Source organism: Streptococcus oralis (assembly GCF_023110055.1).
Classification (GTDB): Bacteria; Bacillota; Bacilli; order Lactobacillales; family Streptococcaceae; genus Streptococcus; species Streptococcus oralis_BY.
In genome coordinates this window covers 869,996-896,142 of the sequence record NZ_JALDVG010000001.1, presented here as the reverse complement: position 1 = coordinate 896,142, position 26,147 = coordinate 869,996, and the positions used below count along the sequence as shown (strand labels likewise).

Annotated in this window: 20 protein-coding genes; 16 read left to right on the top strand and 4 right to left on the bottom strand. The window is 41.2% G+C overall.

Going from position 1 to position 26,147, the window contains the following annotated elements; all coding sequences use genetic code 11:
* Positions 1-97 precede the first annotated feature (97 nt).
* The 4 genes from M1G01_RS04310 to metK all read left to right on the top strand — a co-directional run bounded on the left by M1G01_RS04310 (position 98) and on the right by metK (position 6,003).
* Positions 98-2,284 carry a PTS transporter subunit IIBC gene (locus tag M1G01_RS04310; protein ID WP_081364926.1) on the top strand — a complete coding sequence of 729 codons (2,187 nt, stop codon included), beginning with the start codon at positions 98-100 and terminating at the stop codon, positions 2,282-2,284.
* Between the two features lie 51 nt (positions 2,285-2,335).
* The gene (locus tag M1G01_RS04305) at positions 2,336-3,151 is read left to right on the top strand and encodes an endonuclease/exonuclease/phosphatase family protein (RefSeq protein WP_084976371.1); all 816 of its coding nucleotides are present in this window, start codon (positions 2,336-2,338) and stop codon (positions 3,149-3,151) included.
* 132 nt (positions 3,152-3,283) lie between these two features.
* Positions 3,284-4,627 (top strand): DEAD/DEAH box helicase, encoded by a 1,344-nt coding sequence (locus M1G01_RS04300; protein ID WP_084976370.1) that lies wholly within the window; start codon positions 3,284-3,286, stop codon positions 4,625-4,627.
* Positions 4,628-4,812: 185 nt separating this feature from the next.
* Positions 4,813-6,003, top strand: a complete 1,191-nt coding sequence (gene metK, locus M1G01_RS04295; RefSeq protein ID WP_049478314.1) for a methionine adenosyltransferase — start codon at positions 4,813-4,815, stop codon at positions 6,001-6,003.
* 70 nt (positions 6,004-6,073) lie between these two features.
* On the opposite strand, the gene M1G01_RS04290 is transcribed toward metK, so the two are convergent.
* The 4 genes from M1G01_RS04290 to M1G01_RS04275 form a co-directional block, all read right to left on the bottom strand.
* Positions 6,074-6,373, bottom strand: a complete 300-nt coding sequence (locus M1G01_RS04290; protein ID WP_000767205.1) for a DUF1827 family protein — start codon at positions 6,371-6,373, stop codon at positions 6,074-6,076.
* Positions 6,374-6,431: 58 nt separating this feature from the next.
* Entirely contained in the window at positions 6,432-6,884 is a 453-nt protein-coding gene (locus tag M1G01_RS04285) for an NUDIX hydrolase (protein WP_247931246.1), read from the bottom strand.
* A gap of 130 nt (positions 6,885-7,014) precedes the next feature.
* Entirely contained in the window at positions 7,015-9,273 is a 2,259-nt protein-coding gene (locus tag M1G01_RS04280; protein WP_247931245.1) for an ATP-dependent Clp protease ATP-binding subunit, read from the bottom strand.
* Positions 9,274-9,510: 237 nt separating this feature from the next.
* Positions 9,511-9,741 carry a DUF1797 family protein gene (locus tag M1G01_RS04275; RefSeq protein ID WP_000443577.1) on the bottom strand — a complete coding sequence of 77 codons (231 nt, stop codon included), beginning with the start codon at positions 9,739-9,741 and terminating at the stop codon, positions 9,511-9,513.
* A gap of 191 nt (positions 9,742-9,932) precedes the next feature.
* Here M1G01_RS04275 and M1G01_RS04270 point away from each other — a divergent pair, with 191 nt between their 5' ends.
* From M1G01_RS04270 to M1G01_RS04215, 12 genes are all read left to right on the top strand, one after another.
* Positions 9,933-10,616, top strand: coding sequence for an amino acid ABC transporter permease (locus tag M1G01_RS04270; RefSeq protein WP_001011622.1), 684 nt, complete (start codon positions 9,933-9,935; stop codon positions 10,614-10,616).
* Positions 10,616-11,350: an amino acid ABC transporter ATP-binding protein gene (locus M1G01_RS04265; RefSeq protein ID WP_247931244.1), complete on the top strand. Its 735-nt coding sequence runs from the start codon at positions 10,616-10,618 to the stop codon at positions 11,348-11,350. Before M1G01_RS04270 ends, M1G01_RS04265 begins: the two co-directional genes overlap by 1 nt.
* Positions 11,351-11,383: 33 nt before the next feature.
* Positions 11,384-11,704 (top strand): TfoX/Sxy family protein, encoded by a 321-nt coding sequence (locus M1G01_RS04260; RefSeq protein ID WP_070656989.1) that lies wholly within the window; start codon positions 11,384-11,386, stop codon positions 11,702-11,704.
* A 148-nt stretch (positions 11,705-11,852) separates the two neighbouring features.
* A complete protein-coding gene (locus M1G01_RS04255; RefSeq protein WP_000057225.1) occupies positions 11,853-12,710 on the top strand; it encodes a bifunctional methylenetetrahydrofolate dehydrogenase/methenyltetrahydrofolate cyclohydrolase in 858 nt (285 codons plus the stop codon).
* Positions 12,711-12,714: 4 nt separating this feature from the next.
* The gene (locus M1G01_RS04250; protein ID WP_247931243.1) at positions 12,715-13,488 is read left to right on the top strand and encodes an HAD hydrolase family protein; all 774 of its coding nucleotides are present in this window, start codon (positions 12,715-12,717) and stop codon (positions 13,486-13,488) included.
* Between the two features lie 53 nt (positions 13,489-13,541).
* Positions 13,542-14,363, top strand: a complete 822-nt coding sequence (locus M1G01_RS04245) for a phosphate ABC transporter ATPase (protein ID WP_247931242.1) — start codon at positions 13,542-13,544, stop codon at positions 14,361-14,363.
* Positions 14,364-14,377: 14 nt separating this feature from the next.
* Positions 14,378-15,229, top strand: a complete 852-nt coding sequence (locus M1G01_RS04240; protein ID WP_247931241.1) for an NAD(P)H-hydrate dehydratase — start codon at positions 14,378-14,380, stop codon at positions 15,227-15,229.
* A 199-nt stretch (positions 15,230-15,428) separates the two neighbouring features.
* Entirely contained in the window at positions 15,429-17,918 is a 2,490-nt protein-coding gene (locus M1G01_RS04235) for a bifunctional DnaQ family exonuclease/ATP-dependent helicase (protein ID WP_425608333.1), read from the top strand.
* 5 nt (positions 17,919-17,923) lie between these two features.
* Positions 17,924-19,147 (top strand): FtsW/RodA/SpoVE family cell cycle protein, encoded by a 1,224-nt coding sequence (locus M1G01_RS04230; protein ID WP_045617427.1) that lies wholly within the window; start codon positions 17,924-17,926, stop codon positions 19,145-19,147.
* Between the two features lie 10 nt (positions 19,148-19,157).
* Positions 19,158-19,712 (top strand): DJ-1 family glyoxalase III, encoded by a 555-nt coding sequence (locus tag M1G01_RS04225; RefSeq protein ID WP_247931239.1) that lies wholly within the window; start codon positions 19,158-19,160, stop codon positions 19,710-19,712.
* 372 nt (positions 19,713-20,084) lie between these two features.
* Positions 20,085-20,948 carry a helix-turn-helix domain-containing protein gene (locus M1G01_RS04220; RefSeq protein ID WP_000909920.1) on the top strand — a complete coding sequence of 288 codons (864 nt, stop codon included), beginning with the start codon at positions 20,085-20,087 and terminating at the stop codon, positions 20,946-20,948.
* 86 nt (positions 20,949-21,034) lie between these two features.
* Positions 21,035-25,762, top strand: a complete 4,728-nt coding sequence (locus M1G01_RS04215) for a glycoside hydrolase family 70 protein (protein WP_247931238.1) — start codon at positions 21,035-21,037, stop codon at positions 25,760-25,762.
* Positions 25,763-26,147: the final 385 nt, after the last annotated feature.

Sequence of the window (26,147 nt, the reverse complement as noted above, 5' to 3'; positions counted from 1 at the left end):
AGCCTTTACAAAAAAAATAAAAGTGGTATAATTAATACATAACCAAATGCAAACGTTTTCGTAAAACGTTTGCCTAAATAAAATAAAGGAGATTTGAATGATGAAAGCTACATTCAAAAATGTCTTGTCTTTCGAATTTTGGCAAAAATTCGGTAAGGCTTTAATGGTGGTTATCGCCGTTATGCCAGCGGCGGGATTGATGATCTCAATCGGTAAATCAATCGTGATGATCGACCCAAACCTTGCTCCTCTAGTGATTACAGGTGGAATCCTTGAGCAAATTGGTTGGGGGGTTATCGGTAACCTTCATATCTTGTTTGCCCTTGCTATTGGGGGAAGCTGGGCAAAAGAACGTGCAGGTGGTGCATTTGCAGCCGGACTTGCCTTTATCTTGATTAACCGTATCACAGGTACTATCTTCGGTGTTACAGGTGATATGTTGAAAAACCCTGAAGCAATGGTTACTACTTTCTTTGGTGGTTCAATCAAGGTTGCTGACTACTTTATCAGCGTTCTTGAGGCACCAGCACTTAACATGGGGGTTTTCGTAGGGATTATCTCTGGTTTTGTTGGGGCAACAGCTTATAACAAATACTACAACTTCCGTAAACTTCCTGATGCCCTTTCATTCTTCAATGGTAAACGTTTCGTACCATTCGTCGTTATTCTTCGTTCAACTATTGCTGCAATTCTACTTGCTGCCTTTTGGCCAGTAGTTCAAACAGGTATCAACAACTTTGGTATTTGGATTGCCAACTCACAAGAAACTGCTCCAGTCCTTGCACCATTCTTGTATGGTACTTTGGAACGTTTGCTCTTGCCATTCGGTCTTCACCACATGTTGACAATCCCAATGAACTATACAGCTCTTGGTGGAACATACGAAGTGTTAACTGGTGCAGCAAAAGGAACACAAGTATTTGGTCAAGATCCGCTTTGGCTTGCTTGGGTAACGGACCTTGTTAACCTTAAAGGTTCAAATGCTGACCAATACCAACACCTTCTTACAACAGTCACTCCAGCTCGTTTCAAAGTTGGACAAATGATTGGTTCATTTGGTATCTTGATGGGTGTCATCGTTGCTATCTACCGCAATGTTGATGCTGACAAGAAACACCAATACAAGGGTATGATGATTGCGACAGCCCTTGCAACATTCTTGACAGGGGTTACTGAACCTATCGAGTATATGTTCATGTTCATCGCAACACCTCTTTACCTTGTTTATTCAGTAGTTCAAGGTGCTGCCTTTGCTATGGCAGATATTGTTCACCTTCGTGTCCACTCATTCGGTTCAATTGAATTCTTGACTCGTACACCATTGGCAATTAATGCTGGTATTGGTATGGATATCGTTAACTTTATCTGGGTAACTGTTCTCTTTGCGGTTATCATGTACTTCATTGCCAACTTCATGATCAAGAAATTCAACTACGCAACTCCAGGACGTAACGGAAACTACGAAACAGCTGAAGGAGCATCAGAAGAAGCAGCTCCTGGAACTCCAAAAGTTGCAGCAGCTTCTCAAGCCGTAAACATCATTAACCTTCTTGGTGGTCGTGCAAATATCGTAGATGTGGATGCATGTATGACTCGTCTTCGTGTAACTGTTAAAGACGCAGATCGCGTTGGTACTGAGGAACAATGGAAAGCAGAAGGAGCTATGGGGCTTGTCATGAAAGGACAAGGTGTCCAAGCTATCTACGGACCAAAAGCTGACGTATTGAAATCTGATATCCAAGATATCCTTGACTCAGGTGAAGTAATTCCTGAAACTCTTCCAAGTCAAATGACAGAAACTCAACAAAATACTGTCCATTTCAAAGGTGTAACTGAGGAAGTTTACTCAGTAGCTGACGGTCAAGTTGTTGCTTTAGAACAAGTGGAAGATCCAGTTTTTGCTCAAAAAATGATGGGTGATGGATTTGCAGTAGAGCCAGCAAATGGTAACATTGTATCTCCAGTTACTGGTACTGTATCAAGTATCTTCCCAACAAAACACGCTCTTGGTCTTGTCACTGACTCAGGTCTTGAAGTGCTTGTTCATATTGGTTTGGATACAGTAAGTCTTGAAGGAAAACCATTTACTGTTCATGTCTCTGAAGGACAAAAAGTGGTTGCTGGTGATCTTCTTGTCACAGCTGACTTAGATGCTATTCGAGAAGCAGGACGCAAAACATCAACAGTGGTTGTCTTCACAAATGGTGATGTCCTTAAATCAGTTAAATTAGAACAAACAGGTTCTCTTGCAGCTAAAACAGCAGTTGCTAAAGTAGAATTGTAATATACTTGGGGTTGGAAGCTGTTTTCCAACCTCTTGTTTTAGGAGAAAAGCATGAAATTTCTAACACTCAATACCCACAGTTGGATGGAGAAGGAAGCAGAGGAAAAATTCCAAATCTTACTCCAAGACATTCTTGATAAGGACTATGATTTGATTTGTTTCCAAGAAATCAATCAAGAAATGACTTCGCCTGAGGGAGAGGTTAACAATCACTATCAAGCTTTACCATCAGCAGAACCCATTCATCAGGATCACTATGTCCGACTCCTAGTCGAAAAATTGGCTGAGAAAGGGAAAAACTACTACTGGACTTGGGCCTACAATCATATCGGCTATGACCGCTATCATGAAGGTGTAGCTATCTTATCCAAAACACCTATTAAGGCGCGTGAGATTTTAGTATCAGATGTAGATGATCCAACGGACTACCATACTCGTCGCGTTGCCTTGGCTGAGACAGAGGTTGAAGGTAAGGAACTTGCTCTTGCAAGCGTTCATCTCTCTTGGTGGGATAAAGGTTTCCAAGAAGAATGGGCACGATTTGAGGCTGTACTAAAAGAGTTGAAGAAACCTCTAATTTTAGCGGGTGATTTTAATAATCCAGCTGGTCAGGAAGGCTATCAAGCGATTTTAGCTAGCCCATTAGGATTACAAGACGCGTTTGAAGTTGCGAAAGAAAGAAGTGGTAGCTATACCGTTCCACCAGAAATTGATGGCTGGAAAGGCAATACCGAGCCATTACGAATCGACTACGTCTTTACGACCAAAGAGTTAGAAGTAGAGAGTTTGCAAGTAGTTTTTGATGGACAAAATAGTCCACAAGTCAGTGATCATTATGGTTTGAATGCTGTATTGACCTGGAAATAATGAAAGAGGTTGGAACCAGAGAGTTCCAACCTTTTAATCTATTCGAATCTTTACTACAGGACTGAGACTCAAATGGGACTACTGCAATAGGATAAAATATGGTATAATTGAAAGGATAGAATCGAGGATAGTATGTCATTTAAGAAATTTCAATTTAAAAGTTATATAGTAGAAGCCTTGGAGGAGTTAAAATTTACAACTCCAACAGAGGTACAAGAAAAATTAATTCCTATTGTACTGGCAGGTCGTGACTTGGTGGGCGAGTCAAAAACAGGTTCAGGAAAGACTCATACTTTCTTATTACCCATTTTCCAGCAATTAGATGAAACTAGCGATAGTGTGCAAGCAGTCATTACTGCACCAAGTCGTGAGTTGGCCACTCAAATCTACCAAGCAGCTCGTCAGATTGCAGCTCACTCAGATGTCGAAGTTCGTGTGGTTAATTATGTGGGTGGTACGGATAAGGCGCGTCAGATTGAAAAACTTGCCAGCAACCAACCACATATTGTTATCGGAACGCCAGGTCGCATCTATGACTTGGTTAAATCTGGTGATTTAGCCATTCACAAGGCCAAGACCTTTGTAATTGATGAAGCCGATATGACCTTGGATATGGGATTCTTGGAAACCGTTGATAAGATTGCAGGAAGCCTTCCAAAAGACTTACAATTCATGGTTTTTTCAGCAACTATTCCACAAAAATTGCAACCGTTCTTGAAAAAATACTTGTCAAATCCGGTAATGGAAAAAATCAAGACGAAAACAGTCATCTCAGATACCATTGATAACTGGTTGATTTCGACCAAGGGCCGTGATAAGAATGCTCAGATTTACCAACTGACTCAGCTGATGCAGCCTTATTTGGCAATGATTTTTGTTAACACAAAAACGCGTGCTGATGAGTTACATGCCTACTTGACTGCTCAAGGATTGAAGGTAGCTAAGATTCATGGAGATATTGCTCCTCGTGAACGCAAGCGGATCATGAATCAGGTAAAAAATCTGGATTTTGAGTACATTGTCGCAACGGACTTGGCAGCGCGTGGAATTGACATTGAAGGTGTCAGCCATGTTATCAATGATGCCATTCCGCAAGACTTGTCTTTCTTTGTTCACCGTGTTGGACGAACTGGGCGTAACGGACTGCCTGGTACAGCGATTACCCTTTACCAGCCTAGTGATGACTCGGATATCCGTGAGTTGGAGAAATTAGGGATCAAGTTTACTCCTAAGATGGTCAAAGACGGAGAGTTTCAAGATACCTATGATCGTGATCGACGTGCCAACCGTGAAAAGAAGCAGGATAAGCTTGATATTGAAATGATTGGCTTGGTCAAAAAGAAAAAGAAAAAAGTCAAACCAGGCTATAAGAAGAAGATTCAATGGGCAGTGGATGAAAAACGTCGCAAAACCAAGCGTGCTGAAAATCGTGCTCGTGGGCGTGCAGAGCGTAAAGCAAAACGCCAAACATTTTAAAAACTCAGTAGAATCAGGTGATTCTACTGAGTTTTTATTTAGAGAAAATACTGCAAAAAAAAGTAAAAAGTGGTATAATGATAAGGTTATATAGTCCCGATAAGGTGGTAGGTATTCATTACTAGTAGTTTTCCTATCAGTACTTTGTAACTCTATAACAATATTTTTTAAGGGGGGACATTTTTATGTCAGAACGTAAATTATTCACGTCTGAATCTGTATCTGAGGGGCATCCGGATAAGATTGCAGACCAAATTTCAGATGCGATTTTGGATGCTATTTTAGCAAAGGATCCAGATGCGCACGTTGCTGCCGAGACAGCTGTATACACAGGTTCGGTCCATGTTTTTGGTGAAATTTCTACAAATGCTTATGTGGATATCAACCGTGTGGTTCGTGATACCATTGCAGAGATTGGTTATACCAATACAGAGTATGGTTTTTCTGCGGAGACGGTGGGAGTTCATCCGTCACTTGTTGAGCAGTCACCGGATATCGCTCAAGGTGTTAACGAAGCCTTGGAAGTCCGTGGAAATGCAGATCAAGATCCACTGGACTTGATTGGTGCTGGTGACCAAGGTCTTATGTTTGGATTTGCAGTGGATGAGACAGAAGAACTCATGCCTTTACCAATCTCACTTAGCCACAAGTTGGTTCGTCGTTTGGCAGAACTTCGTAAGTCTGGTGAAATCAGCTATCTTCGTCCAGATGCTAAATCACAAGTTACGGTTGAGTATGATGAAAATGATCGTCCAGTACGTGTGGATACAGTCGTGATTTCAACTCAGCACGACCCAGAAGTTAGCAATGAACAAATTCACAATGATGTGATTAGCAAGGTTATCAAGGAAGTTATTCCAGCATCTTACTTGGATGAGCAAACCAAATTCTTCATCAATCCAACTGGTCGTTTTGTAATCGGTGGACCTCAAGGAGACTCAGGTTTGACTGGTCGTAAGATTATCGTGGATACCTATGGTGGCTACTCTCGCCATGGTGGTGGTGCCTTCTCTGGTAAGGATGCGACTAAGGTGGACCGTTCAGCCTCTTATGCAGCTCGCTACATTGCCAAGAACATCGTTGCAGCAGGCCTTGCTAAGAAGGCAGAAGTGCAATTGGCCTATGCTATCGGGGTGGCGCAACCTGTTTCTGTTCGTATCGATACTTTTGGTACAGGAACAGTAGCTGAAAGCAAGCTTGAAAAAGCAGCGCGTCAAATCTTTGACCTTCGCCCTGCAGGAATTATTCAAATGCTGGATCTCAAACGCCCAATTTACCGTCAAACAGCGGCTTATGGACACATGGGACGTACAGATATTGACCTTCCATGGGAACGATTAGACAAGGTAGATGCTTTAAAAGAAGCAGTGAAATAAAATTAAAAGATTGGTAGTTGTGCACTACCAATCTTTTTTGCAAAAGAAAACCAGCTTTTGGCTGGTCTTCTTATTTTATAGGGATTGAAATCTCAATCAATTTATCTGAATAAAGCGTCTTGATATTGGCTTCATCAATGCTTCCTTTGTCGATTTTACGTTTCAAGAAGAAGTCTTGGATGGTTTCGATTTCAGGTTCACGAATAGCACGGTGTTTGTTGGAAATGAGGATTTCATAGTGAAGCGGGGCTTGTGTGAAAACTACATCTGTGTTTCCAGCAGAATAGACCTCGACAAGAGTTGCGTCTGTGCTTTCTAATTGGCTTTTAACAAGTTGCGAGTGTGAGTTTGTCGTATTGATAAGCTTCATAACAGTTCCTCCGATTTTCTAACTCTATTATAGCACTTTTTGGATAAAATCGTGTATTTTAGCCAATTCCATGCTGGATTTTCCAAGCTTCAATTCCACATTTATGGCTACCACGTTTGAGGTTTTCAATAGCCTCGTCAATAGGGAACCAAGCAATATGATTAAAATCTTCCAATGGTTTTTGTACTTTTTGGAAAGAAGTAGCTTCATAGAGATAAGCTGGATTGTAGTAGTAGGTATCACGGTGGCGAGAGTAGAAATACTCATCAGCTTGCCCATAATAGGTTCCAATCTCAGCTGTAAAGCCAAGTTCTTCGATTAGTTCTCTCTTCAGTGCTTCTTGATGATCTTCGCCAGCTTCAATTTCTCCACCTGGCAAGAACCAAGCACCATTGGGGGCTTGAACTAGGACAATTTGTTTTTTCTCCGCATCCGGAATAACTGCGTACACACCATAGCGGGGCTGGTAGGTCACATTCTCTTTTTTTTCACCAAAAGTTGGGTTTGCCATTGCATTTTCCTCATTCTCTAGTATCTTTATTATTATCATAATGGACGAGGGGCAAGCTGTCAAGGTTTTACATTTATTTTAGTAAAAAAGGTGCAGAAAATGATAGACTTTCTGCACTTGTTAGATAGATTTATTCTTCTATTTCAGAAGCAATCTCTTCTGTTTTCTCAGGTTTTTTGGCAGATTTGATTTGAATCTTGCCATTGCTTGTCATGACTGCCTTGAGGGCTTTCTCACTTGGATTTTCAAGGTAGAAGTCTGTTATGGCATCTTCGATATGGTCTTGAATGGTGCGACGGAGTGGCCGTGCCCCCATTTTTGGATCATAACCTAAGTCAACCAACTTTTCCTTGACCTTGTCTGTCACATCGAGGTGGATATTGTTGCTAGAGAGGCGTTTGTTGACATCCGCTAGCATGAGTTCGACGATTTGGAGAAGATTGTCCTTGCTGAGAGGTTTAAATTCGATGATGCCGTCAAAACGGTTCATAAACTCTGGACTAAAGAAGTTACCGAGTTCACCGAGAACAGAGTTGGTACGTCCTTCACGAGCAGCTCCAAAACCAACGCTGGCTTCGGCCTTACCAGTACCCGCATTTGAGGTCATGATAATGATAGCATCCTTAAAGCTAACTGTGCGTCCTTGCCCATCAGTCAAACGACCATCGTCCAAGACTTGAAGGAACATGTGCATGACATCTGGGTGGGCTTTCTCGACCTCATCGAGAAGGATGAGTGAGTAAGGATTGCGACGAACTTTTTCCGTTAACTGACCAGCTTCATCATAGCCAACATAACCTGGAGGGGCACCGACTAATTTAGCCACACTGTGTTTTTCCATGTATTCACTCATATCAAAGCGAATCATGCTGTCAGCAGAGCCAAAGAGCTCAATGGCTAGTTGTTTAGAGAGTTCTGTCTTACCGACACCAGTTGGTCCGACAAAGAGGAAGCTTCCGATTGGCCGGTTAGGAGTTCCAAGTCCAACACGATTACGACGGATGGCTTTGGCAATCTTATCGACAGCTTCATCTTGACCTATAACATGGGCCTTGAGGTCGTCTGCTAGATGGATAAGCTGAGACTGTTCTTTTTCTTTGAGTTCTCCAACAGGGATATTGGTTTTCTGCTCAATGATATGTTCGATTGTTTTCTCGCTGATGATTGGAGTATCCTGATCGGTCACCTTGTTTTTCTGCATTTCCTTGTACTTGGCAATCTGATCGCGGAAATAAGCAGCCTTTTCAAAATCTTCCTCTCGTGTAGCTTGAGCCTTGAGATTTTCAGCCTCAATCAAGCGCTGATCAATCACTTTAGGATCAACAAAGTTCAGTGTCAGATTCATCTTAGAACCAGCTTCGTCCAACAGGTCAATAGCCTTGTCTGGCAAGAAGCGGTCTTGGATGTAGCGGTTGGAAAGATTTGCAGCAGCTTCGATAGCAGCATCAGTATACTTGACGTGATGGTAGTCTTCGTATTTCTTTTGAACTCCTTTAAGGATGATAATGGTTTCTTCGACAGTTGGTTCATCTACCTTGACAGGCTGCATACGGCGCTCTAGAGCAGCATCTTTTTCAATGATGCGGTATTCATTGAGAGTAGTGGCACCAACCAGTTGCAATTCACCACGGGCAAGGGCTGGTTTGAGGATATTTCCTGCATCCATATTGCCATCGCCAGCAGATCCTGCACCAACAATTTCATGGATTTCGTCGATAAAGAGGATGATGTCCTCTCGTTTGCGAATTTCTTCCATGAGTTTTTGCATACGTTCTTCAAATTGGCCTCGAATCCCTGTTCCTTGGACTAGACTGACCACATCCAGACGGATGACCTGCTTGCCTTGAAGTTTATGAGGAACATCGCCATCGACAATCTTCTGAGCTAGACCTTCAACAACGGCTGTTTTACCAACACCTGGTTCTCCGATAAGGACAGGGTTGTTCTTGGTTCGACGGTTGAGGATTTCGATAACGCGGATAATCTCTTCATCTCGACCGATAACAGGGTCAATATCTCCCCGACGAGCAATCTCAGTAATATTGATACCGTATTCCTCAAGGAGTCCTCTTTCTTGGCTAGGAGGTGTTTGAAGTGGGCCGCGGTTTTGAGGTCCATAACCACCGTTTCCTCCATATCCCCCACCAGATTGAGTTGGAGGGACGTTATTAGAAGAAGGTTTGAAATTGTTCAAATCATTGAAAAAGTCGCCGAAAGGATCAAAGTCATGATTGTTTAAGTCAGTCATTCCTTTAAAGAGGGTATTATTTGGATCTGTTTTGATAATTTTATAGCAATTTTGACAGAGATCAATTTGCTTTTGCTGTCCATTGATATTGGTATACAGATGAATTGTTGAGTCGTTAATTTTACAGTTTTGACAGAGCATACATCTACCTCATTTCATTCTTATTCTTGGTCTAAGAAAAAAGGTCAAGAATAGTCAAAGTTTTATACTCTCATTATAGCATGATTAAGGTGTAAAGCAAGTAAAAAGATTGGGAAGTGGTCGTTTTTAAAAGAGAGATTTATGGAGAATCAAGCAACTTGAAGGTAAGAAAAAATCCCATTTGTGGTGACAAAAAGGATTCTCATTCATCGGGACTTACTGCCCGTTGTTTTTATATTAGTAAAGGAGTTCGTAGATCTCCATTGCAATCAAATCAATGCTATCAAAGGTGTAAGTTTCACGAGCCTCTACATCACGAAGGGTGAAGAGTGATCCGTTTTCTTCGTCGTGGCTGTATGCAACTTCTGCGACAACAACACCTTCACGTTCAAAATTACGTTTTAGATTTCCACCATCTTTTGTCATTGCTTCTAGGCGGTTAATGATTCTAACCAAATGTGATTCCATTTTGATTCTCCTCCATTTCTTATCGTTTCTATTTTACCATAAACAAGAGGTAGTTGACTAGAAAAAAACTGTGATTTCTCTCTATTTCTCTATTCTATCAAGTTAATTGTTAAAAATAGGGGAAAAGGATTGCATTTTAATTCAATTTGTGTTATAATCATACAATCTAATACATAGAAAGTTGATTGAATATGAATTTTTCTTTTTTACCAAAGTATTTACCATATTTTAACTATGGTGCTCTGATTACCGTGTTAATTTCCATCCTTGTCGTCTGCTTAGGGACTATTATAGGTGTGTTACTGGCCTTTGCCCAACGTTCACGCTTTAAACCGCTCGTTTGGTTTGCAAATGTGTATGTTTGGATTTTCCGTGGTACTCCGATGATGGTTCAGATTATGATTGCCTTTGCTCTTATGCATATCAATGCTCCGACTATCCAAGTGGGAATTTTAGGAGTTGATCTTTCTCGTTTGATTCCTGGTATTCTGATTATTTCTATGAATAGTGGAGCTTACGTTTCAGAAACTGTTCGTGCAGGGATCAATGCGGTTCCTAAAGGGCAGTTAGAGGCTGCATATTCTCTAGGTATTCGTCCGAAAAATGCCATGCGTTATGTCATTTTGCCACAAGCTATCAAGAATATTCTTCCAGCTCTGGGAAATGAATTTATCACCATTATCAAGGATAGTTCCCTCTTGTCTGCGATTGGGGTGATGGAGTTGTGGAATGGTGCAACGACAGTAGCAACAACAACTTATTTACCATTGACTCCCCTTTTATTTGCAGCCTTTTACTATTTGATTATGACCTCTGTTTTGACAGTGGCGTTGAAAGCATTTGAAAAACATATTGGACAAGGAGACAAGAAATAATGACAGAAACCTTGATTAAAATTGAAGAACTACATAAGTCTTTTGGGAAAAATGAAGTTTTAAAAGGCATCAACCTTGAGATTAAACGAGGAGAAGTTGTGGTCATTATCGGTCCGTCAGGGAGCGGGAAATCAACTCTCCTTCGTTCGATGAATCTCCTTGAAGAAGCAAGTAAAGGTAAGGTTATCTTTGAAGGAGTTGATATCACTGATAAGAAAAATGACCTTTTTGCTATGCGTGAAAAGATGGGCATGGTATTCCAACAATTCAACCTCTTTCCTAATATGACAGTGATGGAAAATATCACTTTATCACCAATTAAAACCAAAGGTGAAAGCAAGGAAGTTGCAGAGAAGAGAGCACAGGAACTGCTAGAAAAAGTTGGCTTGCCAGATAAGGCAAAGGCCTATCCGCAGAGTTTGTCAGGAGGGCAGCAGCAACGGATTGCCATTGCACGTGGTTTGGCCATGGAACCAGATGTTTTGCTCTTTGATGAACCGACTTCAGCCTTAGACCCTGAGATGGTTGGAGAAGTTCTAGCTGTTATGCAAGACCTTGCTAAATCAGGGATGACCATGGTGATTGTGACTCATGAAATGGGCTTTGCTCGTGAGGTAGCAGACCGTGTCATCTTTATGGCGGATGGAGTTGTTGTTGAAGATGGAACACCAGAGGAGATTTTCGATCAAACAAAAGAACAACGAACCAAGGAATTTTTGAGTAAGGTTTTGTAAGACCTCATTTTTAGAAGAAATGGAGTAGGCATCATGGCTTCCAGTAAAGAATATTTAGATTTTATTCTCGAACAGCTATCAGAGCTAGAGGAGATGAGTTATCGTCCAATGATGGGAGAGTATATTCTTTATTATCGTGGAAAGATTATTGGAGGAATCTACGATAATCGTCTGTTACTGAAGCCTGTGAAGGTAGTCATGGATCAACTGGGACAGACTAGGCTTGAATGTCCTTATGAAGGAGCTAAGGAGATGATTTTGATAGAAGACATTGAAGATAAGTCATGTCTAATCAGACTAATCAAGGAGATGTACGAAGTCTTACCGGCTCCAAAAGTCAAAAAGAAAGTATGACAAGTTTACCTAGTATAAATAAGCATAAAAGCTCGATAAGGGCTTTTTCTTATAGTTTCAGACTATAGGGTCCATTAGGCAAGAAGTGTTAGGATGGCGAGTTATTTTTTGATATAATAGAGGATATTTGATAGAAAAGAGAAGAGATATGGCACAGATTATTGATGGGAAGGCTCTTGCGGCTAAGTTACAAGGACAGTTGGCTGAGAAGACGGCTAAACTAAAAGAAGAAACAGGTCTAGTTCCAGGATTGGTGGTGATTTTGGTGGGGGACAATCCTGCCAGCCAAGTCTACGTTCGCAACAAGGAACGGTCAGCTCTTGCTGCTGGCTTCCGTAGTGAAGTAGTGCGAGTTCCAGAGACCATTACCCAAGCGGAATTGTTAGACTTGATTGCCAAATACAATCAAGATCCAGCTTGGCATGGGATTTTGGTTCAATTACCTTTGCCAAAACATATCGATGAAGAGGCAGTGTTATTAGCCATTGACCCCGAAAAAGACGTGGATGGTTTCCATCCCCTAAACATGGGTCGCCTCTGGTCTGGTCATCCAGTTATGATTCCTTCAACACCTGCAGGAATTATGGAGATGTTTCATGAATATGGGATTGATCTAGAAGGTAAAAATGCGGTTGTTATCGGTCGTTCAAATATCGTTGGAAAACCGATGGCCCAACTTCTTTTAGCCAAGAATGCGACTGTGACCTTGACCCACTCACGTACCCATCATCTTGCCAAGGTTGCTGCTAAGGCGGATATTCTTGTGGTTGCAATCGGTCGCGCTAAGTTTGTGACTGCTGACTTTGTCAAACCAGGAGCGGTTGTCATTGATGTTGGGATGAACCGAGATGAAAATGGCAAGCTTTGTGGAGATGTTGATTATGATGCTGTTGCACCACTTGCTAGCCACATCACACCTGTACCGGGTGGAGTTGGTCCTATGACTATTACCATGCTAATGGAGCAAACCTATCAGGCAGCGCTTCGAACACTAAACAAGGACTAGAACGATGAAATTCGTATTTGACCTGGATGGAACGCTATCTTTTGACTACATGACCATAGATGAGGAGATTAAGCAGGTTCTTTTAAAGGCTGAAGATTATGGGCATGAGCTTGTGTTTGCCTCAGCCCGCTCTTATCGGGATTGCTTGGGTTTATTAGGTTCTGAACTCAGTCAGCGCTTGGTCATAGGGTTGAATGGAGGCGTAGCCTATCATCTAGGGAAGGCTGTTTTCGAAAGGAATCTCGATGCTAGAGTTTATCAGGCGCTAGTGGATTATTGCCAGACTTATAATCTCCCTTTCTTTGTAGATGATCGCTTTGACTATAGTGGTCAGATTGTAGAAAAAATTCCATTTATCTCCAGTGTAGATCCCCTAAAGGTGGCTCGTCATCAGAAACTTGAGGACTTAGGAATTCCGATTAAGGTAGTCGTTTATATGGGTGACCATGAGGAGTTGCTTGATGATCTGCTTGGTCAGCTAGAAAGACTAGGACAGGCTCATCTCTCCTATCATGCGCATGAAAAGTGCCTTTATGTTAATCCCTTGGATACTCATAAGGCAACAACTGTTGAAAAATTATGTGGGGAGAACTTCATCGCTTTTGGAAATGACCAAAACGATATTGAACTGTTTAAAACATCGCTCTATTCTGTCCAGATAGGAGATTTTGCTGGTCTTAGTCCATATGCAGATGACACGTTAGAGCTAAAAGGAGCTCCTTCTCCAGCAGTAGCAGCTAAAATCTTACAGACTTTTGCGGAATTTAAGGGAAAATAGTGTAGAAGGAGGTTCGCCCCTCCTTTTGTAGTATAATGGAGTGAGGTGATTAGATGATTTTAAAAATTTATAATGGAGAATATAGTTTACAATGGGATGGAATATACTACTTAGCACTAATTGATTATCCAAATATTCAAGAGTGGGAATTAGAAAAAATTGCTAAATTTATAGCTTACGAAAAACTTCATAAACGTCAAACAAGTATCGAGTGTGCTGATTCTTGTTTAAAAAAAGAGATTTTAGATTACATCTGTCAGCATCCCTTTCTTCCACCATTTACCCCTACAGATAAAAGAGTAGCTTCGACTTATGATCTACATAAGAGGCTAGTGACTTCAGACTACTGTAGCCATACTACGACTATAGATGCAGCGATTTCTATTTTTAAAACAGGTCAGATCTTATCTGCTGTAAAAGCCTTTAGGCGAGATGCTGAGGAGTTGGTTTTGGATAGTCGAAATGCTGCATCTGATCCGAAAGATTATTTTGACTATGTCATGTTAGGATGGTCAAATACAAGTTCTGGTTATCGATTGGCGATGGAGCGTTTATTAGGTCGAGTTCCTTCAGAGAAAGAATTACAAGATATGTTTATTCCTGGAGTAAGTTTTCATTTTATCTATACAGATTTGATTAAAGTTCCTGGTTATATTTTTGATGGTTACCATGCTGTAAAAATTAAGGACATGCTTAATTTATTAAGTGAGTTGTATATTTGCATTATTCCAACTCATAATAAGTGCCAATTTGAAAATATTATTCCAACTAAAATACAAGATAGGGTGCATTATCTTGACTATGATGGAGAAGACTTAGAAGAGTGGACTAAGAAAGTCTATCAAGTTGTTTTAAAACAATCAGATAAAGGATAGTTGAGGAAAAAACGATGAAAATGATTGATCAAGCCTTACTAGAAAAAGTCATTATTGAACGTTCTCGTACCAGTCATAAAGGAGACTATGGCCGTCTGCTCTTGCTTGGTGGGACCTATCCTTATGGTGGAGCCATCATCATGGCTGCCTTGGCAGCAGTCAAAAGTGGGGCAGGGTTGGTGACTGTTGGCACGGATAAGGAGAATATTTCGGCTCTGCACAGTCATTTACCTGAGGCCATGGCATTTTCTCTTCAAGACCAGCAATTGTTAAAAGAACAGTTGGAAAAGGCAGAAGTTGTCTTGTTAGGTCCGGGTTTGCGAGAGGATGCATTCGGAGAAGAAATCATAAAACGGGTCTGTGACAGCCTTAGAAAAGACCAGATTTTGATTGCAGATGGCGGTGCTTTGGGCATCTTAGCAAAAGGCCAGTTACCATTTCCTTCCAGTCAGCTCATCCTAACTCCCCACCAAAAGGAATGGGAAAGACTGTCTGGTATAGTTCTTGACCATCAAAATACAGAGACGACTACTAGGGCTCTTTCTGATTTTCCTCAAGGAACGATTTTAGTTGAGAAAGGTCCGGCAACTCGTATCTGGCAAGTCGGTCAGCCTGAATATTATCAGTTACAGGTTGGAGGCCCCTATCAAGCAACTGGTGGAATGGGAGATACACTTGCTGGAATCATTGCAGGTTTTGCAGGTCAGTTTGACCAAGTCAGCCTCTATGAGAGGGTAGTGGTAGCAACCCACCTTCATTCAGCTATCGCGCAAGAACTTGCTCAAGAAAACTACCTTGTCTTGCCAACAGAAATTAGCAAGGCTCTTCCGAAAACAATGAAAAAAATATCTCAAAAAGGCAGCTAATACCTTAGTTGTCTTTTTATGTTGATGTAGCTTTGTTGATAAGGTTTTCAAATACCTCAGAATCAGGAATCAACTGCTGAACTTGCGTGAAATTCTCACTTTTAAGGTCTGGGTTTTTACTCAAACTCACAAGGAAAGTGAGATTGTTATCAAAGTTGAGGGGTGTCAAATCATGCTTTTTTTGATATAATTTTTAATGATGAATGCGAGAAATAATCGGTATGTGGTCGTTGATTTAGAGGCGACCAGCACCGGAAGCAAGGCAAAAATTATTCAAGTAGGCATTGTGGTGATTGAGAATGGTGAAATCATTGATCAGTATGCGACTGATGTCAATCCTCACGAACCCTTGGATTCTCATATCAAAGAATTAACGGGTCTGACCGATCAGCGTTTGGCTGCGGCACCAGAGTTTTCTCAGGTGGCTGGAAAAATTTTTGAATTGGTTAAGGACGGTATTTTTGTTGCGCATAATGTACAGTTTGATGCTAACCTTCTTGCAGAATTCCTCTTTTTTGAAGGATATGAATTGCGCACACCGCGGGTGGATACTGTTGAGTTAGCCCAAGTTTTATATCCTCAGTTTGAAAAATACAATCTAGGTATCCTTTGTCAAGAGTTGGGCATTGAGCTGGAACATGCCCATACTGCCCTGTCAGATGCTCAGGCAACAGCTGAACTCTTGCTTTACATGCGTCAAAAACTTTTTGAGATACCTAAAGGGCTTTTAGAAAGCTTGTTAAACCTTGCAGACAACCTTCTCTATGAAAGTTATCTGGTGATTGAAGAGGTCTATCAGCAACAATCTCTCTTGTCTTTACCGGACTTGATAGAACTCCATGGGCTTTTCCTGAGAAAGGAAAGCAAAGGCTTAGTCCCACGAAAGTTATCCAAAGACTTTGCTAAAAACATTTCTTTATTGGGGCTGGAGGAGCGTCCGCAACAGTTGGAATTTGCGGAGAAGGTTGAGCAATTATTGGAAGAACACCAGACTTCCTTTATCCAAGCTCAAACGGGACTCGGCAAGACATACGGCTATATCCTCCCAGCTTTGAACTCGGAGAGTCAAGCAGGGATTCTAGTGAGTGTTCCGACCAAAATTCTTCAAAATCAAATCATGCAAGAAGAAGGTCAGCGCTTAAAAGAGGTCTTCCATCTGGAGATTCATAGTCTCAAGGGTCCTCAAAATTATTTAAAACTGGATGCCTTTCACCGAGTTCTCCATCGACCGGAGTCCAATCGCCTTTTCACACGCTTTAAAATGCAACTGCTCATCTGGCTAACAGAGACAGAGACTGGCGACTTGGACGAAATCGGGCAACTTTATCGCTATCAGCACTTTCTGCCTGAACTAGTCCACGATGGTAAGCTTTCAAAGAAAAGCCTATTTGCTACAGAGGATTTTTGGAAACGAGGGCAGGAAAAGGCCAAGACCAGTCGTGTTCTCTTGACCAATCATGCCTATCTGATCACTCGTTTGGAAGACAATCCAGAGTTTGTCGACAACCGTTTGCTGATCTTGGATGAAGCTCAAAAAATGCTACTAGCTCTCGAAAATTTAGCCCAGCAGGCTTATCGCCTGGAGGAACTTGTAACCCAGCTTGATAAGTCCTTGGAGACAGATGAAGATTTGGTTCAGAAACGCTTGCTTGAGAGTATCGGCTTTGAATGTCGTTACTTGATGGAGCAGTATCAATCAGGTCTTAAGAATGGAAAGTGGTTGGATTCTCTCGAACACTTGCGCCAGCATTTTTCGGAGTTAGCTCTCCCAGAGTATCGAGAGCTTGCAAACTTTTTCACCTCGGACCGTGAATTTTGGCTTGCTATAGCCGAGAAATCGAGCAATGATGTCTTGATTTGTTCAAGTAAAAAAGGCCGCTTTATACTAGCAGATTTATTGCCAGAAGATTGTAGGCTCCTAGGAGTATCGGCCACTCTTGAAATCAGCAACCGGGTTTCCTTAGCAGATTTATTGGGATTTCCAGACGCTCCGCTTGTTAGGCTTGATGTAGCAAAACAGGAGCAACAAGAAGTCTTTCTAGTCAATGATTTTCCTCTTGTGACAGAAGTTTCGCCTTTTGACTATGCTAGTGAAGTGGCTTCTGTCATTCGAAGCTTACAAGCCTTTCAAGAACCCTTATTGGTTTTGTTTACCTCAAAAGAGATGTTGCTGGCAGTTTCGGACCTGCTCGACCAACCGCATCTAGCTCAGTATAAAAATGGGGAACCAAGCCAACTGAAAAAACGTTTTGAAAAAGGTGAACGCCAGATCTTGCTTGGAACAGGTAGTTTCTGGGAAGGAGTTGATTTTTCAACCCATCCTTGCGTGATTCAAGTGATTCCGAGATTGCCTTTCCAAAATCCCCAAGAGCCGTTAACCAAAAAACTAAACCAAGAGCTGCGTCAAGAAGGGAAAAATCCTTTTTATGATTATCAGTTACCGATGGCGATTATTCGGTTAAAGCAGGCCCTTGGTCGTACTGTTAGACGGTCTGACCAAGGTTCGGTTGCTGTGATTTTAGACAGTCGTGTCGTCAGCAAGCGTTATGGCAAACAAATCGCTCAAGCCTTGTCAAAAGAAAGGACTGTTCAGGTCCTTTCTAGAGAACAGCTAGAGCCTGCAGTAGCTGATTTTCTCCAATCCCGTCGTAATAGAATGAAAGAAAAATCCAAGAAAGAGAAAAGGTAAAAAATATGAAACGTTCCTTCGACTCTCGAGTCGATTATAGCCTCCTCCTACCAGTGTTTTGTTTACTGGTGATTGGAGTAGTGGCCATTTATATAGCAGTTAGTCATGACTATCCAAATAATGTATTACCAATTCTAGGTCAGCAAATCGCTTGGATTGCCTTGGGTCTTGTCATTGGATTTGTGGTCATGTTCTTTAATACCGAGTTTTTATGGAAGGTGACTCCCTATCTTTATGGTCTAGGGTTGGCTTTGATGGTCCTCCCCCTTGTTTTCTACAATCCAAATCTTGTAGCGTCAACAGGTGCCAAGAACTGGGTATCGATTGGTGGAACGACACTCTTTCAGCCATCGGAATTCATGAAGATTTCCTATATCTTGATGTTGGCTCGAGCCATTGTAAGATTCACTCAAAAACACAAGGAATGGCGACGAACTATTCCCTTGGATTTCCTATTGATTGGTTGGATGATTGCCTTTACCATACCAGTCTTGATCCTCTTAGCCCTACAAAGTGACTTGGGGACTGCCTTGGTCTTTGTAGCTATTTTTTCCGGTATGGTTCTCCTTTCAGGTGTTTCGTGGAAGATTATCATTCCGGTTTTTGCGACAGGGGTGACTGCTGTTGCAGGCTTCATGGCCATCTTTATAAGCAAGGATGGACGTGCCTTCTTGCATCAGATTGGGATGCCAACTTACCAGATCAACCGCATCTTGGCTTGGCTCAATCCCTTTGACTTTGCACAAACAACAACATATCAACAGGCGCAGGGACAAATTGCGATTGGAAGTGGTGGCTTGTTTGGACAAGGTTTCAATGTGTCCAATCTCCTCATTCCAGTACGTGAGAGTGATATGATTTTCACCGTAATTGCAGAAGACTTTGGCTTTATTGGTTCAGTCTTTGTGGTTGCTTTATACTTGCTTCTCATCTACCGTATGTTGAAGATTACGCTCAGGTCAAATAACCAGTTCTACACCTATATTTCGACTGGTTTTATCATGATGCTGCTCTTCCATATCTTTGAAAATATCGGTGCCGTGACAGGCTTACTTCCTTTGACAGGGATTCCTCTACCATTTATTTCTCAAGGGGGCTCCGCAATTATTAGTAACCTCATCGGTGTTGGTCTCCTCTTATCTATGAGTTACCAGACCAACCTAGCGGAGGAGAAAAGTGGAAAAGTTCCATTCAAACGAAAAAAAGTCGTCCTAAAACAAATCAAATAAGGAGGCCACTATGGCAAAAGTAGCAGTTGTTTTAGCCCAGGGTTTTGAAGAAATCGAAGCCTTGACAGTAGTCGATGTCTTGCGTCGAGCAAACATTTCTTGTGATATGGTAGGATTTGAAGAGCAGGTGACAGGGTCGCATGGCATTCAGGTAAAAGCCGACCGTACCTTTGATGGTGATTTGTCTGACTATGACTTGGTAGTTCTTCCAGGTGGCATGCCAGGATCAGCTCACCTACGGGATAATCCAGCCCTCATTTCTGAGATTAAAGCCTTTGACCAAGCTGGAAAGAAAATTGCTGCCATCTGTGCAGCCCCAATCGCCCTCCATCAAGCAGGTATCTTGAAAGACAAGCACTTTACTTGTTATGACGGAGTTCAGGAGCAAATTACTGACGGAATTTATCAAAAGCAAACAGTGGTTGTGGATGGCAATCTAACAACCAGCCGAGGACCGTCAACTGCCCTTGCCTTTGCCTATGAGTTGGTAGAGCAATTGGGAGGAGATGCCGAAAGTTTACGAGACGGCATGCTCTATCGGGATGTCTTTGGAAACAAACAGTAAGACGAGAGTTCGGCTCTCGTTTTTTTTATTGACTCCCTTTCTAAAAAATGTTTCATATGATTGTCTTGCGATTTTATATCAAACTTTTATAAATCAATCAAGATTCGTTTAACATAAGAAGGAATCTATCTCTAGAAATGTTAGTGTTTTCAAGTTGTTAGATAGAATAGTTCAGATTTCTACTGAAATCAATAGATTCATGAAAAGATATAATATTCAATAAATGCTATATTAAACGGTCTTATCATGCGAATTAATCTGCTTGTATTAATTTGAAATATAAAGTACTTTCTCTGTAATATAATTGAAACATGTTACTAGTATATTAAAATTAGTAAGAATTTTTTGCATATACGAAACTGGGGGAGTGATATGTTGAAAGCATTTGGAAAAATATTCAAAGTCATTAGAGAATCAAAAAAAATGTCCCTGAAAGAGGTAGCTGCTGGTGATATTTCCGTAGCTCAGCTATCCCGTTTTGAACGGGGAGTTAATGGGATCACACTTGATTCTTTTTATTGCTGTTTAAAAAATATGGCCGTTTCCCTAGAGGAGTTTCAGTATGTTTACCATAATTACATTGATTCAGATGATGTGCTGTTTTCAAAAAAAGTAGCTGATGCATATCAGGAAAACAATGTTGTCAAGCTCCAAAATATTTTGTCAAGCTCAGAAGCTTTGACCGAACAGTTTCCTGAGAAGAAAAACTATAAACTCAATACGATCATTGTCAGAGCTCTTCTGTCTTCCTGTTGCTCAGATTTTCAGATTAGCAAGAAGGATATAGAATTCCTGACGGATCATCTCTTTTCTGTTGAGGAGTGGGGACGTTATGAACTCTGGCTTTTTACAAACAGTGTTGATTTGATGACCTTGGAAACGTTGGAAACCTTCGCTAGTGAGATGATCAATCGTACCCAGTTTTATAACAACCTACCTGAAAATCGCCGCCGTATTATCAAGATGCTACTTAATGTCATTAGCGTCTGTATAGAAGGAAACCATCTGCTAGTTGCTATGAGGTTTCTCAATTATCTCGACCACTCTAAAATCCCTGAAACAGATCTATATGATCGAACGCTGATTAAGTATCATAGGGCTCTGTATGCCTATAAGGTCGGGAATACTAATGCTCTCAGTGATATCGAGCAATGCCTATCTTTTTTTGAATTTTTAGATTCCTTTGGTGTTGCCCAAAAGCTTAAAGAACAGTTTGAAAGAATTTGCCTTTCATAGTTGTAGATGTGCAACAAAAAAAGATCATTTTGAAAAATATACTAGAATAAGGGCATAACTTTATACTAAATTCAGAAGGAGGCTTTATGATGGAGAAAAAGATTCATTATAAGATGCATAAAGTTAAGAAAAACTGGGTAGCCATTGCTTTGACTACCTTGGCACTTATTGTAGCACCAAAGGTACTTGGTCTAGAACCAGGCGTTGTCCATGCGGATGATGTAAAGCAGGTTGTAGTTCAAGAACCTGCTACAGCTCAGACTAGTGGTCCGGGTCAGCAAACTCCAGCCCAAGCAAACGTAGCATCTGAGCAAGAAGCAGAAAAAGCAACCCCTGCAGACAAGGTGACAGGCGATGCTGCTGCTAGTGATAAGTCTGCTAAACCAGCAGAAAATACAGAAGCAACAGTTCAAACCAATGCTCAAGAGCCTGCTAAACCAGCAGATACGAAAGAAGCATCTACAGAAAAGGCTGCTGTTGCTGAAGAAGTTAAAGCTGCTAATGCAATCACAGAAACTCCTAAAACAGAAGTAGCAGACCAGGATAAACAAGCAAGGCCAACAACTGCCCAAGAGCAAGATGACAACAAACGAGAAAAAACGGCTGTTGAAGACAAGATTGTTGCAAATCCAAAGGTTGCAAAGAAAGATCGCTTGCTCGAACCTGCTCAAAAACAAGGAGCAGTAGCTGAAAGAATGGTGGCAGATCAGGCTCAACCTGCACCTGTAAATGCTGATCACGATGATGATGTCCTATCTCATATTAAGACCATTGATGGTAAAAATTACTATGTTCAGGACGATGGTACAGTTAAAAAGAACTTTGCAGTTGAACTTAATGGTAGAATACTTTATTTTGATGCAGAAACTGGTGCCTTAGTTGATTCAAATGAATATCAGTTCCAACAAGGAACCAGCAGTCTCAATAATGAATTCTCCCAAAAGAATGCTTTCTACGGTACGACTGACAAGGATATTGAAACTGTAGACGGTTATTTGACAGCAGATAGCTGGTATCGTCCAAAGTTCATCTTAAAAGATGGAAAAACATGGACGGCTTCGACAGAAACAGACTTGCGTCCTCTTTTGATGGCTTGGTGGCCTGATAAACGTACTCAGATTAATTACCTCAACTATATGAACCAGCAAGGTCTGGGAGCAGGTGCTTTTGAAAACAAAGTTGAACAAGCTCTCCTGACAGGAGCTTCTCAGCAGGTTCAGCGCAAAATTGAGGAAAAAATTGGTAAAGAAGGCGATACCAAATGGTTGAGAACGCTGATGGGTGCCTTTGTCAAAACCCAGCCAAATTGGAATATCAAGTCAGAGTCTGAAACAACTGGTACTAAAAAGGACCACTTGCAGGGTGGAGCTTTGCTTTATACCAATAATGAGAAGAGCTCTCATGCTAACTCTAAATTCCGTTTGCTTAACCGTACCCCTACTAGTCAAACAGGTAAACCTAAGTACTTTATTGACAAGTCAAACGGTGGTTATGAGTTCTTGCTCGCTAACGACTTTGACAACTCTAATCCAGCTGTTCAAGCCGAACAACTCAACTGGTTGCATTTTATGATGAACTTTGGAAGCATTGTAGCCAATGATCCGACTGCTAATTTTGATGGAGTTCGTGTCGATGCGGTGGACAATGTCAACGCAGACTTGCTCCAAATCGCATCTGACTACTTCAAGTCTCGCTACAAGGTGGGAGAAAGTGAAGAAGAAGCCATCAAGCATTTGTCTATCTTGGAAGCTTGGTCTGATAACGATCCTGACTACAACAAAGATACTAAAGGTGCTCAACTAGCAATTGACAACAAGCTACGCTTGTCCTTGCTTTATTCATTCATGCGTAATCTATCTATCCGTAGCGGAGTAGAGCCTACGATTACAAATAGTCTAAATGATCGTTCTTCTGAAAAGAAAAATGGCGAACGAATGGCTAACTATATCTTTGTGCGGGCTCATGACAGTGAAGTACAAACCGTTATTGCTGACATCATCCGAGAAAATATCAATCCAAATACGGATGGTTTGACCTTTACTATGGATGAACTCAAGCAAGCCTTCAAGATCTACAACGAAGATATGCGCAAGGCAGACAAGAAGTATACGCAGTTCAACATCCCAACTGCTCATGCTCTCATGCTCTCCAATAAAGACTCTATCACTCGGGTCTACTATGGTGACCTCTATACCGATGATGGTCAATACATGGAGAAAAAATCTCCTTACCACGACGCTATCGATGCCTTGTTGCGTGCTCGTATTAAGTATGTAGCAGGTGGACAAGACATGAAAGTCACATATATGGGTGTACCTCGTGAGGCTGATAAATGGTCTTACAATGGTATTTTGACTTCTGTCCGCTACGGTACTGGTGCCAATGAAGCAACAGATGAAGGAACAGCAGAAACTCGTACTCAAGGGATGGCTGTGATTGCTTCAAACAACCCTAACCTCAAGTTAAATGTATGGGATAAACTGCAAGTCAATATGGGAGCAGCCCACAAGAATCAATACTATCGCCCTGTACTTTTGACGACCAAAGATGGTATTTCCCGTTATCTAACTGATGAAGAAGTGCCGCAATCTCTCTGGAAGAAGACAGATGCTAATGGTATTTTAACCTTTGATATGAATGATATCGCAGGCTACAGCAATGTCCAAGTTTCTGGATATCTGGCTGTTTGGGTACCAGTTGGCGCTAAGGCAGATCAGGATGCTCGTACAAAAGCAAGCAAGAAGAAAAACGCTAGTGGTCAAGTTTATGAATCTAGCGCAGCTCTTGATTCTCAGTTGATTTACGAAGGCTTCTCTAACTTCCAAGACTTTGCAACCCGCGATGACCAATATACTAATAAAGTCATTGCTAAAAATGTCAACCTCTTCAAGGAATGGGGAGTAACTTCATTTGAGCTACCACCTCAGTATGTATCTAGCCAAGACGGTACTTTCTTAGATTCTATCATTCAGAATGGTTATGCCTTTGAAGACCGCTACGATATGGCGATGAGCAAGAACAATAAATATGGATCTTTAAAAGATTTGCTCAATGCTCTTCGTGCGCTTCACAGTGTCAATATCCAAGCCATCGCGGACTGGGTACCAGACCAAATCTATAACCTACCAGGTAAGGAAGTGGTAACAGCAACACGTGTCAACAACTACGGAACCTACCGCGAAGGCTCAGAAATCAAGGAAAAACTCTATGTAGCTAATAGTAAGACCAATGGGACTGATTTCCAAGGTAAGTACGGTGGGGCCTTCTTGGATGAGCTTAAAGCTAAATATCCAGAAATCTTTGAACGAGTACAGATTTCCAATGGTCAAAAGATGACAACAGATGAGAAGATTACCAAGTGGTCGGCTAAGTACTTCAATGGTACCAATATCTTAGGTCGTGGTGCTTACTATGCTCTTAAAGACTGGGCTAGCAACGACTACCTCACTAACAAAAATGGCGAGATAGTATTGCCTAAGCAATTAGTTAATAAGAATGCTTACACAGGATTTGTTAGTGATGCCAATGGTACTAAGTTCTATTCAACTAGTGGTTATCAAGCTAAAAATTCCTTTATCCAAGATGAAAATGGAAATTGGTATTACTTCGATAAACGAGGCTATCTTGTAACAGGTGCTCATGAAATTGATGGCAAGCACGTTTATTTCTTGAAGAATGGTATTCAACTTCGTGATTCTATCCGTGAAGATGAAAATGGTAATCAGTACTACTATGATCAAACTGGTGCCCAAGTTCTCAACCGTTACTACACTACTGATGGTGAAAACTGGCGTTACTTTGATGCCAAGGGCGTTATGGCTCGAGGTCTTGTCAAGATAGGAGATGGACAGCAATTCTTTGATGAAAACGGCTATCAGGTTAAGGGCAAGATTGTGAGTGCTAAGGATGGCAAACTTCGTTACTTTGACAAGGATTCAGGAAATGCTGTTATTAATCGTTTTGCACAGGGTGATAACCCAAGTGATTGGTACTATTTCGGAGCAGATGGAGTTGCTGTGACAGGTCTTCAAAAGATTGGTCAACAAACACTTTACTTTGACCAAGATGGCAAGCAAGTCAAGGGTAAAATCGTGACACTTTCAGATAAGAGTATCCGTTACTTTGATGCCAATTCAGGAGAAATGGCAGTCGGCAAGTTTGCAGAAGGTGCCAAGAGCGAATGGTATTACTTTGACCAAACTGGTAAAGCAGTGACAGGTCTTCAAAAGATTGGCAAACAAACACTTTACTTTGATCAAGATGGTAAGCAAGTCAAGGGTAAAGTAGTAACTTTGGCTGATAAATCCATCCGTTACTTTGATGCCAACTCAGGAGAAATGGCAGTCGGCAAGTTTGCAGAAGGTGCCAAGAACGAATGGTATTACTTTGACCAAACTGGTAAAGCAGTGACAGGCCTTCAAAAGATTGGCAAACAAACACTTTACTTCGACCAAGATGGTAAACAAGTCAAGGGTAAAATCGTGACACTTTCAGATAAGAGTATCCGTTACTTTGATGCTAACTCAGGAGAGATGGCAACCAACAAGTTTGTCGAAGGTTCCCAAAATGAGTGGTACTATTTTGATCAAGCCGGAAAAGCAGTGACAGGCTTGCAGCAGGTTGGTCAACAGACTCTCTATTTCACGCAAGACGGCAAGCAAGTCAAAGGAAAAGTTGTTGATGTGAATGGAGTTAGTCGATATTTCGATGCCAATTCAGGGGATATGGCTCGAAGCAAATGGATTCAACTTGAAGATGGAAGTTGGATGTATTTTGACCGCGATGGTAGAGGTCAAAACTTCGGAAGAAACTAATCGAATGTAGCTCAATAAAAATCAAACTTTATCTGACGATATACAAAAACGATAACTCCTTTAAAGGACGTTATCGTTTTTTGCCTGTTTGGAGAATAAATGACAATTGAAAAGAAAGAAGGAATCATTGGAAACTGAAATGAATTAACAAGAGATTCCATATTGCAATAATCTTTTTCTGCACTCTATTGTGACATTCAAAGCAATGAGGATTCTATTTTTAAAGTTTGGAAATCCAAAATCGTTTCGTTTGCGAAAAATGACGCGGTTGTTAGTAGTTTCTATTTTTTTATTTGTACATTTGAGATAGGAAAGATTTTGCTTGATTATTCATAGAGGAGCTATTCTTCACAAAAAGGCTCCATCGATGCAATAGTGTTTTACT

Coding starts and splice junctions, on each gene's coding strand:
- M1G01_RS04280 (WP_247931245.1), bottom strand. CDS start 9,273: ATGCTCTGTCAAAACTGTAAAATTAACGACTCAACAATTCATCTGTAT.
- M1G01_RS04235 (WP_425608333.1), top strand. CDS start 15,429: ATGAATGCGAGAAATAATCGGTATGTGGTCGTTGATTTAGAGGCGACC.
- M1G01_RS04305 (WP_084976371.1), top strand. CDS start 2,336: ATGAAATTTCTAACACTCAATACCCACAGTTGGATGGAGAAGGAAGCA.
- M1G01_RS04300 (WP_084976370.1), top strand. CDS start 3,284: ATGTCATTTAAGAAATTTCAATTTAAAAGTTATATAGTAGAAGCCTTG.
- M1G01_RS04255 (WP_000057225.1), top strand. CDS start 11,853: ATGGCACAGATTATTGATGGGAAGGCTCTTGCGGCTAAGTTACAAGGA.
- M1G01_RS04265 (WP_247931244.1), top strand. CDS start 10,616: ATGACAGAAACCTTGATTAAAATTGAAGAACTACATAAGTCTTTTGGG.
- M1G01_RS04230 (WP_045617427.1), top strand. CDS start 17,924: ATGAAACGTTCCTTCGACTCTCGAGTCGATTATAGCCTCCTCCTACCA.
- M1G01_RS04225 (WP_247931239.1), top strand. CDS start 19,158: ATGGCAAAAGTAGCAGTTGTTTTAGCCCAGGGTTTTGAAGAAATCGAA.
- M1G01_RS04215 (WP_247931238.1), top strand. CDS start 21,035: ATGATGGAGAAAAAGATTCATTATAAGATGCATAAAGTTAAGAAAAAC.
- M1G01_RS04310 (WP_081364926.1), top strand. CDS start 98: ATGATGAAAGCTACATTCAAAAATGTCTTGTCTTTCGAATTTTGGCAA.
- M1G01_RS04290 (WP_000767205.1), bottom strand. CDS start 6,373: ATGAAGCTTATCAATACGACAAACTCACACTCGCAACTTGTTAAAAGC.
- M1G01_RS04220 (WP_000909920.1), top strand. CDS start 20,085: ATGTTGAAAGCATTTGGAAAAATATTCAAAGTCATTAGAGAATCAAAA.
- M1G01_RS04260 (WP_070656989.1), top strand. CDS start 11,384: ATGGCTTCCAGTAAAGAATATTTAGATTTTATTCTCGAACAGCTATCA.
- M1G01_RS04270 (WP_001011622.1), top strand. CDS start 9,933: ATGAATTTTTCTTTTTTACCAAAGTATTTACCATATTTTAACTATGGT.
- M1G01_RS04285 (WP_247931246.1), bottom strand. CDS start 6,884: ATGGCAAACCCAACTTTTGGTGAAAAAAAAGAGAATGTGACCTACCAG.
- metK (WP_049478314.1), top strand. CDS start 4,813: ATGTCAGAACGTAAATTATTCACGTCTGAATCTGTATCTGAGGGGCAT.
- M1G01_RS04275 (WP_000443577.1), bottom strand. CDS start 9,741: ATGGAATCACATTTGGTTAGAATCATTAACCGCCTAGAAGCAATGACA.
- M1G01_RS04240 (WP_247931241.1), top strand. CDS start 14,378: ATGAAAATGATTGATCAAGCCTTACTAGAAAAAGTCATTATTGAACGT.
- M1G01_RS04250 (WP_247931243.1), top strand. CDS start 12,715: ATGAAATTCGTATTTGACCTGGATGGAACGCTATCTTTTGACTACATG.
- M1G01_RS04245 (WP_247931242.1), top strand. CDS start 13,542: ATGATTTTAAAAATTTATAATGGAGAATATAGTTTACAATGGGATGGA.